This is a genomic window from Botrimarina mediterranea (genome assembly GCF_007753265.1).
GTDB lineage: Bacteria > Planctomycetota > Planctomycetia > Pirellulales > Lacipirellulaceae > Botrimarina > Botrimarina mediterranea.
Genome location: NZ_CP036349.1, coordinates 1 through 14,419 on the forward strand (window position 1 = coordinate 1; position 14,419 = coordinate 14,419).

Genomic DNA, 14,419 nt, shown 5'->3' on the forward strand with positions numbered 1-14,419 from the left:
GTGCCCGCCGCCCGCCTGGAAACGTCCCGTGTGACCCCGCTGCCGCTGCCCGGCGCGCTGTCGGGTCGTAGCGGTCTTCCAACGCGTCCCGCCGCGGCTCCCGACCGCTCGGTCTACTACGCCGGCCCGGAGAACTCGCTGGTCGCCGCGGCGGTCGCCCGCTTGATCGCCGCCGCTCAAACGGGCAATGCCGTCGCCACGCCGCTCACGCTCATCGGCCCGCCCGGCAGCGGCAAGAGCCTGCTCGCCACCGGCGTCGCCGCGGCCTGGAGCGCGGCCCAGGGCGACGACGCGGTGCTCAGCGTCACGGGCCTCGACCTGCGTCGCCAACTCGAACGCGCGTTGGGCGCGGAAACCGAGCGGCCCGGCGCCGTCGCGGAATTGGCCGATCACCTCGCCGCGCTCAAGCTGCTGGTGGTCGAAGACCTCGACGCCCTCGCCGAATCGGCTGTCGCGGTCGAGCTGCTAACCGTCACGGTCGATCGTCTCGCTGCAGCGGGCGCCGCGCTCGTCGTTACCGCCAGCAAACCGCTCGGCGAGATAGCCGGGCTCGATGCGCGGATCGTGGGACGGTTGGCGGCGGGGTTGAATCTTGAAGTTGCAGCGCCCGCCGAGGGGACCCGGCGCGAGCTGCTGGTCGCGGCGCTGGCGGCGGCTGGTCGGCATGTCGAACCCGCCGCCGCGGCCGACCTTGCCGCTTGGCTCCATGCCGACGCCCGCCGTGTGCTGGCGGTGGCGAGTGACCTGCAGCACCGCTTCGGCGGGCGCAAGCCGATCACTAAAGCCGAGGCCCGCTCGTACATCACTCAAGCCGCCGCCCAAGAAGCTTCGACGCCTCTGTCGGACATCGCCGCGGTAGTGGCTCGTTACTACGCGATGTCGCTCCGCACGCTCCGCAGCAGCTCGCGCAAGGCGCCGGTGGTGTTGGCCCGAGCGGTGACGATCTTCCTCGCCCGCCAACTGACGCCGCTCAGCTACGACGAGATCGGCCGTTACCTGGGGGGACGCGACCACACGACCGTGATGCACAACTTCCACCGCATCGACGACCGGCTGCCGAAGGACCGGGCGCTGCGTTCGGCGATCGATGATTTGCTGCGTCGGCTCGGCCGGGCGGAGATGTCGGCGTCGTGCGTCTCGAAAGGGGAGGCGTCGCCATGAACATCGGCGGGCTTCCGACACTTTCGGGAAAACTTGGCGCGCGTCCGTTGCGATGTCGGCGCTTGGTGTCGTTCGAGGCGGTCACTGGCCCTCATGGTTCTCACCGGGCGACAATCGCTCGCCACGTCACAACCAACTCGCTACAGCGGCGCGCCGAGTTTTGCACGACGTTGTCTTCGCCACTAACTCGTGTCGCAGCAGGCGTTTTTGGACGCGGAGTCCTACGCCACCGACGCTTTTGCTCGCCGCCTTACAACTACCACCATTCTTTTTAAAAACTTTTTGAAGGAACGGGGACGGGACGCACGAGCGTCCGCCTCGAAGTGCCTATGAAGATCACCTGTGACCGCGAGAAGCTCCTCAAGGCCTTCCAAGACGTGGCGGCGGTCGCCCCTGCACGCAGCCCCAAGCCGATCCTGCAGAACGTCAAGCTCGAAGTGAGCGACAACGGCTCGGCCACCTTCTTCGCGACCGACCTGGAAGTCTCCATCCGCCGCGAAGTCGAAGGCGTCGAGGTCGAGACGCCCGGTTCGGTGCTGCTGCCGGTGACGCGCTTTGGCGCGATCCTGCGTGAGTCTTCCGACACGACGTTCCGCATCGAGACCGACGGCGTGAAGACGCTCGTCCGTGGCGAACGGAGCCGGTTCAACCTGCCGAGCGAGAACCCCAGCGAGTTCCCGCCGGCGGTGGGCTTCGACGCCGAGGCGTACTACCAGGCGCCGACACGGTTGCTCAAGGAGATGATCCGCCGGACGATCTTCGCGACCGACAACGAGTCGAGCCGTTACGCGTTGGGCGGTGTGAAGTTCGAAGTCTCTGAAGAGGGCAAACTCATCGCGGTCGGCACGGACGGCCGTCGCCTGGCGAAGATGGAGGGCCCGCTGGAGAAGATCGGCGACCCCGCCCCGGTGGGCGACGCGACGATCGTGCCGATGCGTTCGCTGCAACTCATCGACCGCACGTTGACCGACGAAGAGGCGCCGACGAAGTTCGCGGTGCGGGCCAACGACGCCGTGTTCGCCACGCCGACCTCGACGCTCTCGACCCGTTTGCTCGAAGGCCGTTACCCGCGTTGGCGCGACGTCGTTCCGACCCGTAGTGATTCGGCGAAGATCGAGCTGACGGTCGGCCCGTTCTTCGCCGCGGTGCGGCAAGCGGCGATTGTCACGAACGACGAGTCGCGGGGCGTGGACTTTGCCTTCGGCGACGGCGCCCTGGTTCTCGCCGGCCAAGCGGCCGAGGTCGGCGAGTCGCACGTCGAGCTGCCGATCGGCTACGACGGCGCGAAGATCGAGATCACCCTTGACCCGCGGTTCTTGGTCGACTTCCTCAAGACGCTCGGCCCCGAGCAGTCGTTCACGTTCGACTTGGTGGACAGCGACTCGGCCGCGGTCGCCCTCACCGACGACGGCTACACATACGTCCTCATGCCCCTTGCGCGCGACCGGAATTGAAGTCTCTCCGTTTAAAGGAGATGGGGGGATGTTGGAGATAGGGGAGATCGCAAGGCGATGTAGAAGCTTCGTTTGAGATACGGAAGGTGTAATAAAAAAATGGAAATATAGGAGGCGTCTCCGACGCCGACTACGGTCTCCTTGCCGCATCCGACATGACGCGCGTAATCGGCGTCGGAGACGCCTCCTACAGAAATGAAACTTTTTGCTTTCATCCCCCCTATCACCATCATCTCCTTCAACAATCGACTTACCAGTGGACCAAGACGTCGCCCAAAAGCTGTCGGACCTGTGCAAGCGTTCGGAGAAGGAACGCGCCGGGTTCTACGCGCGGCGGCCTAAGCGTGCGGGGGATGTGGTGGCGGCGGTGGTCGCCAAGCACGGCTACGCCGCAGTGAAGGGCGCCGACAGGGTGCGGGACGGCTGGGCGAAGGCGGCGGCCGAGGTGTTGGGCGATGCGGCGATCGCCGGCATGACCGCGGCCGGCGCGCTCAAGCGGGGCGTCCTAGAGGTGATGGTCGCCAACCATGTCGTCATGCAAGAGATCAATTTCCACCGACCCGCCCTGCTCGCCGCCACGCAAACGGCGCTATCCGACTCCAAGATCACAGCGCTGCGATTCAAGGTAGGACGGATTACCTGACACGATATCTCCCCTATCACCAACATCCCCCCTCATCTCCTTCCTAAGAGAAACCCAGCCACCCCAACGGCTAAACGAAACACAACATGGCGATCGAGTCCAATAAAGAATACGGCGAAGGCGACCTAGAGCACCTCTCCGACCTGGAGCACGTGCGCGAACGGCCCAGTATGTATATCGGCGACACGACGGTGCGTGGCCTGCACCACTTGGTGTACGAGGTTGTCGACAACTCGATCGACGAGGCGATGGCCGGCTTCGCGACCGACGTGTCGGTCACGATCAACCCCGACGAATCGGTTACGGTCGAGGACAACGGTCGCGGCATCCCCGTTGAACGTCACACCCAGCTCTCCGAGCAGTTCGATCGCGAGGTCAGCACGCTCGAAGGCGTGATGACGGTCCTCAAGTTCGGCGGCAAGTTTACCAAAGGCGCCTACCAAACCTCGGGCGGCTTGCACGGCGTCGGTGTGACGGTGGTCAACTTCCTCTCCGAATGGGCCGACGTCGAGGTCTTCCGCGATGGCGGCGTCCATCACCAGGAGTACGAGCGCGGCATCCCCAAGGCGCCGATTAAGCGGATCGGCAAGAGCGACAAGAGCGGCACGAAGACGACGTTCAAGGCCGACCCGCAGATCTTCCAGGTCACGAAATACAACTACGCGACGCTGGTGAAGCGGTTACAGGAGTTGGCGTTCCTCAATAAGGGCGTGCGGATCACCATCACCGATGGCCGCACCAACGATTCGGAGACTTTCCAGTACGAGGACGGCATCCGCGAGTTCGTCGTCCACCTCAACCGGGCCAGCGAGCAGGTCCACCCAGAGGTGCTCTACCTCCAGGGCGAGCAGGACGGCGTCGAGCTCGAAGTCGCGCTGCAGTACTCCGGCGAGTACACCGAAAACGTTCACACCTACGTCAACAACATCAACACGCACGAGGGCGGCACGCACCTCAGTGGCTTCCGCGCGGCGTTGACGCGGACGCTGAACAACTACGGCAAGAAAGAGGGGATGTTCAAGGACCTCACCCCCAACGGTGAGGACTTCCGCGAAGGGCTCACCGCGGTTATCTCGTGCCGCGTGCCGCACCCGCAGTTCGAGGGCCAGACGAAGACCAAGCTCGGCAACGGCGAGGTCGAAGGCATCGTTAACACCCTGTTCGGGGAGTACCTCCAGAAGCACCTCGAAGAGAACCCGAAGACGGCCAAAGCGATTCTCCGCAAAGGGATGGTCGCCGCCGAGGCTCGCGAATCGGCCCGCAAGGCGCGGCAGCTCATCCGCGAACGGAAGGGCGCCCTGGGCGGCGGTTCGCTGCCGGGCAAGCTGCGGGATTGTTCCAGCAAGGTGGTCGATAAGTGCGAGCTGTACCTCGTGGAAGGCGACTCGGCCGGCGGTCCGGCCGAAGGCGGACGGCGGCGTGAGTTCCAAGCGATCCTGCCGCTGCGAGGCAAGATCATCAACGCCTACAAGAGCCGCGAAGACAAAGTTCTTGCGAACGAAGAGATCCGCAGCATGATCTCTGCCATCGGCGCGGGGATCGGCGCCGAGCAGGACATCAGCAAACGCCGCTACGGCCGCGTCGTCATCATGACCGACGCCGACGTGGACGGGTCGCACATCCGCACGCTGCTGCTGACGTTCTTCTATCGCCAGATGTACGACCTCGTGGCCCGTGGCCACGTCTACGTCGCCCAGCCGCCGTTGTTCCGCGTCCGTCGCGGCAAGAACCCCGCGCGGTACGTCCAGACCGAGGAAGAGATGCGCATGGAGCTTCTCAATCTGGGTCTCGGCGACAGCGTGCTCGAGTCGGCCGAGGGCGTTCGTATCGAAGGGGACGCCATGAGCGCCTTGGTCCGGCACTTGGCGGGGCTCGAAGATGCGTTGCTCCAGCTCGAACGCCGTGGCGTGTCGCTGAAGATGCACGCCGAGCGACAAGACCCCGTGACCGGCAAGCTGCCGGTATACCATGTCTTCTTTGGTCTGGAAGAGCATTGGTTTACGTCACGACAAGAAGTCGATGACTTCATCGCCCAGAAGCAACACGCCTCGACGGACGAGATTGTCGTCGAGTTCGGCGCCGCGGCGATCACGCTCCAGGACATCGAGGCGGCCCAAAACGGTGAGGCGGCCCAGAACGGCGAGGCCAACGACGCCCCGGATGCAGTAGTCGCCGTCAAGCAACGTCTGCGGGTCGTTGAGCTGCATGAGGTACGGACGATCAACACCGTCCTCGGTGAATTGTCGCCGATGGGCTTCGAGATCGACGCGCTGATCCCGCAGGAGCGCACCGGCGAGGAGACGAGCCGGTTTGTGATCCGCCGGGGCGAATCCGAGTCGGGGCTCGACGACCTGCGTGGGCTGCCCGCCGCGATCCGCGCCGCGGGTGAGAAGGGTTTGCAGATCATCCGCTTCAAGGGGCTCGGCGAGATGAACGCCGAGGAACTCCGCGACACCACCCTCGACCCCGCCGCCCGGACGCTGCTACGGGTGACGATGGAAGACGCCGCCGCGGCCGATGAACTGTTTCGGGTGCTGATGGGCGACCAAGTCGAGCCGCGCCGCGAGTTCATCCAGAAGCACGCCTTGGACGTCAAGAATCTCGACGTTTGACCCCCCCGGGGATGGCGGCATCATAAGCGTCCGGATTGGCCACTGCCGAGCGAGAGTAGAAGCCCCATCGATCGCGTCGCGAGCGATTGCGTGAGTGACCGCACACAATTGGTATTGAGAAAGGACCGCAATTTAGGAAATTACGGCAATCCACATAGAAATCCTCGTCTGATTTCTTGGGAATTGAAGGCGATAAACCCCGATACCGTAGGGGTTTGCGGCACGCCGCGTTCCTAATGCGAAGCCATCTTCGCTTTTCCTTGTGTTGCGGCGGCCTCATGACGTGGTTAGAACCGGGTGTTGCCAGCCAAGAGCAGCGGCGATTCTCCTCTCTTTCTCCCCCAAAACGTGGGGGAGATGGGAGGGTCATTGCTGTTCGTTAGCCAGCGTATCGGACGTCTTTGGGGCTTCGTCCACGATGGATAGCTATGCAGGAATCGGCAGGTTTGTTTCGCGAAGAAGGTCTAGAGGCGTCTGACGAACTCACGACTCACGTCGGACTCGCGGCGGGGCGGCCCCTGTCACGGATAGCGGACGAGATCGAAGAGATCCTCAAAGCACTGGGATCGGGCGGCGATCACGACTTCTCACCTTTATCGGATTACAGCGAGTGCGTGTTCCTCAAGAACGCGGACGGCGTCTGCATCTACAGCAACAAGGCGCATCGTCAGCTCTTCGCACAGATCGGTTCGCCGATCGGCCGTACCGCCAACGCGTTTCTCGACGCGGTCGGCGCGGCGCTCAGTGAGAGGCAGGATGCCCTGCTCTTCGACGGGTGCCGGTACTGTGAGTGCGAGCACACCAACACGGGCCCTGACGGCCTGCTCTACAAGATGGTGACCCACAAGCGGTCACTCCAATCACTCAATGCCCCAGGCCTGGCGATCCTCGGGGTCATCCGCTTGGAGCGGCAGACCGACACCGACGCAGCGACCCGCCGGCTTGATCTTTCGACGGCATGCGCGCGATTCCGTGAGCTGTCGGACCGCGACCAGGAGCTGTGCCGTCAGACAGCCCTAGGCGTCAGCAGCCGCGAACTAGGCGAACGCCTGAGTATGACGACGCGAGGTGTCGAACTTCGCAAGCAGAAGGCGTTCTCCAAGCTGGGAGTAGCAAAGGCGGTTGACTTGGCGAGGCTGTTGACGCGGTTGCAGGACCGCGGCTACCTCGACCTCGGCTTGTAGCTAGCTCGGATCGGTGAGAAAGAAGTGGCCGCTCGGAGAGTTCTCGTCGCAAACGTGTGTGACGACATCGAGGGGATTCGGCCCAACGTCTTAGACGGTCGGCAGTGGCGCTCTACGGAACTAGCCCTGACCAATAATCGCGACCTCCAGGCCTGCCCCCGCTGAGTTGGCATTTGTAGAAAGTGAGAGAGTCGATAAGCCCATGATCGCAGACACCAATCAGGGCGACTCGCTCAGCGCCAACTCCGAGGCGACGACGAACGACTGTGCGTTCACGCCGACCGGACGCCCCCTCTGCCAAGTGGCGGACGAGGTCTATCGGCATGTAAAGCTGTGCGTCGAGGCGGTCGACTGGTCCTTCCCCCAACTGGAATGCCTCCCCGAGTGCGTCTACATCAGCAACGCCCAAGGCGTGCTCGTGTACAGCAATCCGTCCCATCGAAAGCACTTCTCGCCGAACGCCTCACCCATCGGCAGAACCAAGCGGGCGTTCCTTGACCCCGTCATTGCCGATCGCGCCGATAAGATCGAGAGTTTGATCTTCGACGGCTCGCCGTACGTGATCTGCGAGAACGCCGGCGTGGGACTTAACGGCGCCACCTATCACGTAGTCGCTCACGCCGCCTCGCTTAAGCCGCTCAATGCCCCGGGATTGGCGATCCTCGGCGTTATGAGGCTCAGCATCCACAACGACCGGACGAAAGTCGCCAAGCAAACCGATCTCTCCATCGCCTACGCGAAGTTCCGCGAACTCAACGCGCGCGACCAAGATATTTGCCGCCGAACCGCTCTAGGCGCTAGCAGCCGCGAGCTCGGCGAATCGCTCGACATGACGACACGTGGCGTCGAGTTGCGGAAGCAGAAGATCTTCGCCAAGTTAGAGGTCGCCAAGGCCGTCGATCTGGCCCGCCTGCTGACGCGGCTGCAGGACAACGGCTTCATCGATATGGGGTTGTGATCGCCGATGGACGACCGCATCAGCCTGATCACGCTCGGCGTGCGCGACGTGGCCGCGTCGGCGCGGTTCTATGCGGCTCTCGGGCTGCCGCGGCTCGACTTTCCGGGCGATGAGGTGGCGTTCTTCTCTCTACGCGGAACGTGGCTCTCACTCTACGGCCGCGAGGCGTTAGCGGAAGACGCACAGGTAAGCGCCAAGGGGAGCGGTTTCCGTGACGTCGCCCTGGCGCACAACGTTGGTTCGGAGGATGAAGTCGATCAACTTCTCACCGAAGCGGTCGCCGCCGGCGCGACGCTCGTCAAAGCGGGGCAGCGGGCCTTCTGGGGCGGCTACTCGGGCTACTTCGCCGACCCCGACGGCCACCTCTGGGAGGTGGCGCACAACCCGATGCTGTGGATTGGCCCCCCCGCGTCGGAGCCGTGATCGCCTCTTCAGGCAGAGAAGAAATAACCGCGTCGAGCACGACGGTCGGCCTTCCGGGTCGACGATGCCTCGGCAAAGAGGCCGTTGTGTCCGTCATGGTGAATCCAAGAACAGATTAAGCAAAGAGCCCATCGATGACGGCGCCGCCATCGACGAGCTTGACCGGGCGTCCCGTGCTGGTGGTGTTCTCGTGCGACGGGTCGATATCCAGCGCGTGGTAGATCGTCTGAAACAGGTCCTGTGGCGACACGGGGCGGTCGATAACCTCGGCGCCGCTCTTGTCGGTGGCGCCGATCACCTGACCTCCTTGGACGCCGCAGCCCGCGAGCCACGCGCTGAAGGCCTTCGGATAATGGTCGCGCCCGCCACGGCCGTTGATGCGCGGCGTGCGGCCGAACTCGCCCATCCAGACGACGAGCGTCGAGTCGAGCATGCCGCGCTCTTTGAGGTCGGCGATCAGCCGGGCGGCCGGCTTGTCGAACTGCCCGCACAACTCTTGCGTGCGGGCGTGGTTGTCGTCGTGCGTGTCCCAGCCGCCGAGCGTCACCTCAACGAACGTGACGCCCGACTCCAGCAGACGCCGAGCGAGCAGACAACCGTTGGCGAAGCGGCCCTCACCGTAGCTGGCCCGCATCGCGGTGGTCTCTCGCTCGAGGTCGAAGGCCTGCATCTCGGGCGAGAGGATCATCTGGCTCGCGGCGTCAACGAGCTGGCGGTGGTTCGCGACCACGTCGGCGCCCTCGACAGCGCCGAAACCAGTGCCGAAGTCGCTTTCGAGCCGGCGCAAAAGACCTAGCCGCCGTTCGAAGCGCGCGACGCTGGAAGCGGGTCGGGCGTTGCGTGGTGGTTGCGTCGGGCCATCAACGGTGAGCGGGTCGTACTCAACGCCGAGCATGCCAGCGTTCCCCGCGTTGCCGACGCGACCGACGCGGACATAACTCGGCAGGTTGCTCGCCACTTCGTAGTCACCAGCGGCGCGGCGACGTTCGGCGACGCTGGAGCCGAGCGTCGGCAGATCCGCGCCCCCCATCGGCAGCGCGGCGTGGTGCATCAAGTAGCGGGCGCGGGGGTGGCTCCCTTCCTTGCTCGTGAGCGAGCGGATCACCGCGAGGTCGCCCATCTGCTTGGCGAGATGCGGCAAGTTCTCCGCGAGGTGAACGCCAGGGACGACGGTGGCGATGTCGCCCGCGTCGCCGGCTGACGACGTGCCGGGCTTGGGATCGAGCGTCTCGAACTGGCTCGGCCCGCCCTCCATCCAGAGGAGGACGCAGCGCTTACCTTGCTTACGGAGTGACTCGGCCGCGCAGCTGACTTGGTCGGTCCAACTCGTGAACAACCCCGCCGCCGCGGTCGCGCCGGCGCTACGCAAGAAGTCTCTTCGCGAAGCGATGGCGCCGCGGCGATCGAGCCCGATGTTAGTGAAACGGCGGTAGGCGGTCATGGTGTAGGGTCCGCTGTGCGGACCGTGGTGAAAGGTTTGCAACTGCTCAATGGTCTGCCACAACGTACGGAACATCGAATCCACGGTCCGCACAGCGACCCTACCTTCGGTGCGCGAACTCCGCGGAGTTGAGTAGCGCCCACATCAGGTCTTCCATCGCCGCGCCGCTCCAGGTGGCTTCGTCGGCGAAGTCGTTTACCGTCGCCAACTCCTCCGCCGTAGGTTCGCGCGACAGCGTCCGCAGGTAGAGCTCGCTGGTGATCTCCTCGACGTCATTGCCATGCTCTCGTTGAAGCCTGCCGACGACCGTCATTGGCAGCGCTTGGACGGCGAGGTTGAGCTGCGGCGTGTTCATCCGGGCGAGGGCTTGCGGGATCGTCGCCTGAATCGTCGAGCGCGGCTCGCTCGGGTCGTACCCGAACGCGGCGTTGAAGCCGAGCCGTGGCGTTGCGATCCCATAACCGCCGCGGCCGCCGCCGAGACCGCGTAGTCGGCTCTCGTCAACCTCCAGAGCAGCGAGCAACGAGTCCAACAGCTGATCGCCACGCAACGGCTGTGCGACGCTGGCCGTGAAGGGCTTCTCGTCGGGCGTGCGACGGGGGCGACTCTCTCGCTGGTAGGCGTCGGTTGCCAGGATGGTCTTGTGCAGCCAACGCAGGTCGTAGCCACTGTCCGCGAACGCCCCGGCGAGGCGATCCGCTGCGCCCGGCGCCAACGACTCACGGCCGGGGCCGAGGTCGTCGATGGGTTCGGAGAAACCTTCGCCGACGAGCTCGGACCAGTAGCGATTCACCAAGGCCGTTGCGAACCAGTCGGTCTGCGTAAGCTCGTTGGCGAGCTCGGCGCGGCGGTCCGCGTCGCGCGTGCCGGCGGGGAGTTCGAGGCTCGTCAGGAAGAACTTGGGCTCGATGCGTTCGCCGACTTCGCCGGGCTTCTCAAGGTCCTGCATGTAGTGCTCAGGCCTGCCGCGACGATTGAGGTTCACGCCGGAGCGGAACCGCGGCCGGTCGGGTCGGTCGGCGACGTTCACCATCAGGTCGAGCGGTCGCGCGTCGCGGATCGGCCGCATGCCGACGCGCGGGAAGAACGCCGCCAGTTCGTGGAACTGCTCACGCTTCCACTCGTCCCACGGGTGGTCGTGGCACTGGGCGCACTGGATCTGCACGCCGAGGAAGATGCGCGAGACCTCGGCGGCGATCTCTTCGGTGCGTCCATCCTGAGCGACGAAGATCGCCGTCTCGCCGTTCTCGCTGGCCGTTCCGGTGGCGGTGATGAAGCGGCGCGCGATGGCGTCCCACGGCTCGCCGTCGTTGATCCACTGCGCGAGGTCTTCTACCAACGCGGGACCGACGACGATCGCTCGATCTTCAAGCCGCCGCGACAGGATCACGTCGCGCCAGTAGCGCGCCTGACTGACGCCGTACTCGGGGCGCTTCAGGAGTTCGTTGACCAGCCGGCGCCGCTTACGCGGAAGGTCATCGGCGACGTACGCGCGGACCTCCTCGGGCGAGGGAATAGTCCCGAGCAAGTCGAGGTAGACACGGCGGAGGAACGTGGTGTCGTTGACCGCTGGCGCGAGTTCGCTGGGGCTCAGCGCTAGCTCTTCAGCAAGCAGCTGGTCGATCTGCTTGGCGACAACGGTGGGCTTGGGGCCGGCGGCTCTTGTGGTGGCCGATGTGGCCAGCACCAGCCCGAGCGGGATCACGAAGACGTGGAAGCGTCGCCTCATCAGTAAGACCCTCGGCGGACCAACGAGCACGGGACCAGAGGCGCCCGTTCACTCCATCTAACCCCACTTTGGTCAGCGGGTTCCACCAAAATCGCCGCGGAACATCGTCGTTCAAAGGGAAAAAGCAACAGCAACGAGGCAACCGATGGTCTTTGGCGAGTCAAACTGCCTTCGCCTGCGCCACCTTTCCTCAGGTCCAGGCGGAGGCAGGCTGCCGAGGCCGAAGCTGCCGGATTCCAGGCGATTTATGGCGACGCACCCCCTCCGACGGGGTTGCGGTACGGCCTTTGCCTACTGCTCGCCTCTCACTATCGCAGCGGCGAACGGCGTTGCCCCGGCAGGGCGCGGGCCGTGCAACGCCCCAAGTCTCAACCCCCGTTAAACCAAGGGCGGAAATCATGAAGGCGCTATTTCTCGCGGCGGGCATCGCCGTGGCTGCAATCGGCTGTGACGACGCGGGCATGCAGGCCGAGCCCGACAACACGTCCGTCAACGAACGCGACGCCGAGGGGACCACCAAGACCCCCTTCGATCAATCCAACGAAGAGACCGACATCGACCAAGTCGCCGAGATCCGATCGCAGGTCCTGGAGATCGATGACCTCTCTGTCGCCGGCCGCAACGTAAAGATCGTCACCGAAGCGGGCCGCGTAACGTTGCGTGGCCCGGTCGCTTCGGAAGCCGAACGCGCCGCGATTGTCGACGTCGCAACGGGCGTCGTCGGCGCTGGCAACGTCGATGACCAACTCGAAGTCGATGCGGAGTAATCGAAGCAATCTCGAAGCCCCGACCGCTCGCTTAACACAAACAACCTCAAGGAACACATCATGGCTACGACTCACGACACTGCTGTCTTCTGCATCTCGGATACCCGAGAGAAGACCATCGCGATCTTGAACGCGCTCCGCGCCAGCGGGCTCCGCGAATCGGAGATCTCACTCGTCATGCCGCACGACGACGGCGGTGGCGACATCGCCATTGAAGGCGCGACCAAGGCGCCGGAGGGCGCCGCTACCGGCGCAGGCAGCGGCATGGTCCTCGGCGGCGTGCTTGGCTGGATGGCCGGCATCGGCGCCCTGGCGATCCCCGGCCTCGGCCCCTTCATCGCCGCTGGTCCGATCATGGCCGCTCTCGGCGGAGCAGCGATTGGCGGCGCCTCAGGTTCGATCGCTGGCGGGTTGATTGGTCTTGGCTTTTCGGAGTACGAGGCCAAGCAGTACGAGGGTTACCTCAAGGAGGGCAACGCGTTGATCTCGGTGAGCGTCGCCGACAGCGACGAAGTCTCGAAGGTCAAGCAGATCTTCAAAGACGCCGACGCGGATCACATCTCGGCCCAAGGCGTCAACGACGCCGACTGAAGCGACGCGGCTTCGGGGCGCCGGGCCTCGCCTGAAGAGGCCTGGCGCCCGAGTCGCCTTAACCTTTACCCATCACCGTTAGCAACCGCCTTCCAAATCATGAAGAAGCAACTCGATGACCGCGCCGGCAAGATTAAGTACGCCCTGATTGGATGGCTGATCGGCCTGCCACTGCCAATCGTGCTCATCCTGCTATTCGTGCGAGGATGCGATTTCTAGCTACTAGTCCCAGTGCCGTTTACTAACCACAGAGCCACAGAGAGCACGGAGTAAACACAGAGGTGACTTCCCTTCTTTGTGCGTCACTCAGTGACCTCAGTGACTCTGTGGTTAAAAACGACTACAAAAAAAGCCCGTCGGAAGTCCGACGGGCTTTTCGATTTTTGGTTGGGCCAATCCTCCCAAAGCTTAACGCTTCGAGAACTGCGTTCCACGACGGGCGCCGCGGAGACCGGGCTTCTTGCGTTCCTTCATGCGGCTGTCGCGGGTGAGGAAACTCTTTTCGCGGAGCTTATCCTCAAGGTCGCTGTCGTGCTTGAGGATGGCGCGGGCGATCCCTTGCAGGCAGGCGCCGGCTTGGCCGGTGAGGCCGCCGCCGTGGACGCGGATCACGACGTCGACCTTGTCCGCGATCTCGCAGTGCTCCAGGACCGCGAGGACCTGATTCTTGTACTGCGGGATCGGGAAGAAATCGTCGATCTCACGGTTGTTGATCGTGATCTTACCGCTGCCCGAGCGGATCCGAACGCGAGCAACGCTCGTCTTGCGGCGGCCGGTTCCCAGGGCGTCTGGCGTGGCGGTGGGCATTTGCTAGTGGGCGGTGGGCAGAAGGCAGTGGGCGGGATTTTCCCGTTTCTATCTGATGACGCTTCGTGCGAGCCGGGAAGCGTTAGCTCCCCCCAGTTCGCTCAGCGAATGGTGTTCGGGTCGAGTTCGGTCGGCTGCTGCGCTTGGTGCGGGTGCTCGGCGCCGGCGTACAGCTTCAGCTTGGTGAGCATCGCGTAGGCGAGCTTGTTCTTCGGCAGCATCCGGCGGACGGCCTCTTGGAGAATCAGCTCGGGCTTCTTCTCGAGACGGTCGGCCGCAACGATGGTCCGCTGACGGGTGTAGCCGGTCACCCAGGCGTACTTCTTTTGCTCCCACTTCTTGCCGGAGAAGCGGACCTTCTCGACGTTGGTCACGACGACGAAGTCGCCGGTATCGACGTGCGGCGTGTAGGTCGGCTTGTGCTTGCCCATCAGGACCGTGGCGATCTGGGCCGCCAAACGGCCGACCACGCGGTCGGTGGCGTCAACGTGAAACCATTGGGCTTCGACGTCGGCCGGCTTGAGCTGCGTGGTCCGCTGGAGCGGGCGGGTAATCGTACGCATGAAAACACCGAAAATACGCGGGGGCTGCAAAAATCGCGGGTACAGCGGTCAAAACAGGGCTTCAACCGGCGAGACCACCCTCCCGG

At 64.3% G+C, this 14,419-nt stretch carries 13 protein-coding genes; 9 read left to right on the top strand and 4 right to left on the bottom strand.

The window, feature by feature from the left end:
• From Spa11_RS22665 to Spa11_RS00040, 7 genes are all read left to right on the top strand, one after another.
• Positions 1-1,161 carry a helix-turn-helix domain-containing protein gene (locus tag Spa11_RS22665; protein WP_197529605.1) on the top strand — a complete coding sequence of 387 codons (1,161 nt, stop codon included), beginning with the start codon at positions 1-3 and terminating at the stop codon, positions 1,159-1,161.
• Positions 1,162-1,490: 329 nt separating this feature from the next.
• Entirely contained in the window at positions 1,491-2,615 is a 1,125-nt protein-coding gene (gene dnaN / locus Spa11_RS00015) for a DNA polymerase III subunit beta (RefSeq protein WP_145105052.1), read from the top strand.
• Positions 2,616-2,871: 256 nt separating this feature from the next.
• Positions 2,872-3,258: a DciA family protein gene (locus tag Spa11_RS00020; protein WP_197529606.1), complete on the top strand. Its 387-nt coding sequence runs from the start codon at positions 2,872-2,874 to the stop codon at positions 3,256-3,258.
• Positions 3,259-3,344: 86 nt separating this feature from the next.
• Positions 3,345-5,870 carry a DNA gyrase subunit B gene (locus tag Spa11_RS00025; protein ID WP_145105055.1) on the top strand — a complete coding sequence of 842 codons (2,526 nt, stop codon included), beginning with the start codon at positions 3,345-3,347 and terminating at the stop codon, positions 5,868-5,870.
• 446 nt (positions 5,871-6,316) lie between these two features.
• The gene (locus Spa11_RS00030; RefSeq protein WP_197529607.1) at positions 6,317-7,054 is read left to right on the top strand and encodes a response regulator transcription factor; all 738 of its coding nucleotides are present in this window, start codon (positions 6,317-6,319) and stop codon (positions 7,052-7,054) included.
• Between the two features lie 202 nt (positions 7,055-7,256).
• Positions 7,257-8,012 carry a response regulator transcription factor gene (locus Spa11_RS00035; RefSeq protein WP_145105061.1) on the top strand — a complete coding sequence of 252 codons (756 nt, stop codon included), beginning with the start codon at positions 7,257-7,259 and terminating at the stop codon, positions 8,010-8,012.
• A 6-nt stretch (positions 8,013-8,018) separates the two neighbouring features.
• Positions 8,019-8,435 (top strand): VOC family protein, encoded by a 417-nt coding sequence (locus Spa11_RS00040; protein ID WP_145105064.1) that lies wholly within the window; start codon positions 8,019-8,021, stop codon positions 8,433-8,435.
• A 115-nt stretch (positions 8,436-8,550) separates the two neighbouring features.
• Here the strand turns inward: Spa11_RS00040 and Spa11_RS00045 are convergent, their stop codons facing one another.
• Both Spa11_RS00045 and Spa11_RS00050 read right to left on the bottom strand, forming a co-directional pair.
• Complete coding sequence (locus Spa11_RS00045) at positions 8,551-9,951, bottom strand: DUF1501 domain-containing protein (protein ID WP_231933086.1); 1,401 nt, start codon at positions 9,949-9,951, stop codon at positions 8,551-8,553.
• A gap of 25 nt (positions 9,952-9,976) precedes the next feature.
• A complete protein-coding gene (locus Spa11_RS00050; RefSeq protein ID WP_145105070.1) occupies positions 9,977-11,605 on the bottom strand; it encodes a DUF1549 domain-containing protein in 1,629 nt (542 codons plus the stop codon).
• 398 nt (positions 11,606-12,003) lie between these two features.
• Between Spa11_RS00050 and Spa11_RS00055 the strand changes: the two genes are divergently transcribed.
• Complete coding sequence (locus tag Spa11_RS00055) at positions 12,004-12,372, top strand: BON domain-containing protein (protein ID WP_145105073.1); 369 nt, start codon at positions 12,004-12,006, stop codon at positions 12,370-12,372.
• 60 nt (positions 12,373-12,432) lie between these two features.
• Positions 12,433-12,963, top strand: coding sequence for a hypothetical protein (locus Spa11_RS00060; RefSeq protein WP_145105076.1), 531 nt, complete (start codon positions 12,433-12,435; stop codon positions 12,961-12,963).
• Positions 12,964-13,371: 408 nt separating this feature from the next.
• On the opposite strand, the gene rpsI is transcribed toward Spa11_RS00060, so the two are convergent.
• Positions 13,372-13,770: a 30S ribosomal protein S9 gene (rpsI, locus tag Spa11_RS00065; protein ID WP_145105078.1), complete on the bottom strand. Its 399-nt coding sequence runs from the start codon at positions 13,768-13,770 to the stop codon at positions 13,372-13,374.
• A 101-nt stretch (positions 13,771-13,871) separates the two neighbouring features.
• Positions 13,872-14,333: a 50S ribosomal protein L13 gene (gene rplM, locus Spa11_RS00070; RefSeq protein WP_145105081.1), complete on the bottom strand. Its 462-nt coding sequence runs from the start codon at positions 14,331-14,333 to the stop codon at positions 13,872-13,874.
• Positions 14,334-14,419 lie beyond the last annotated feature (86 nt).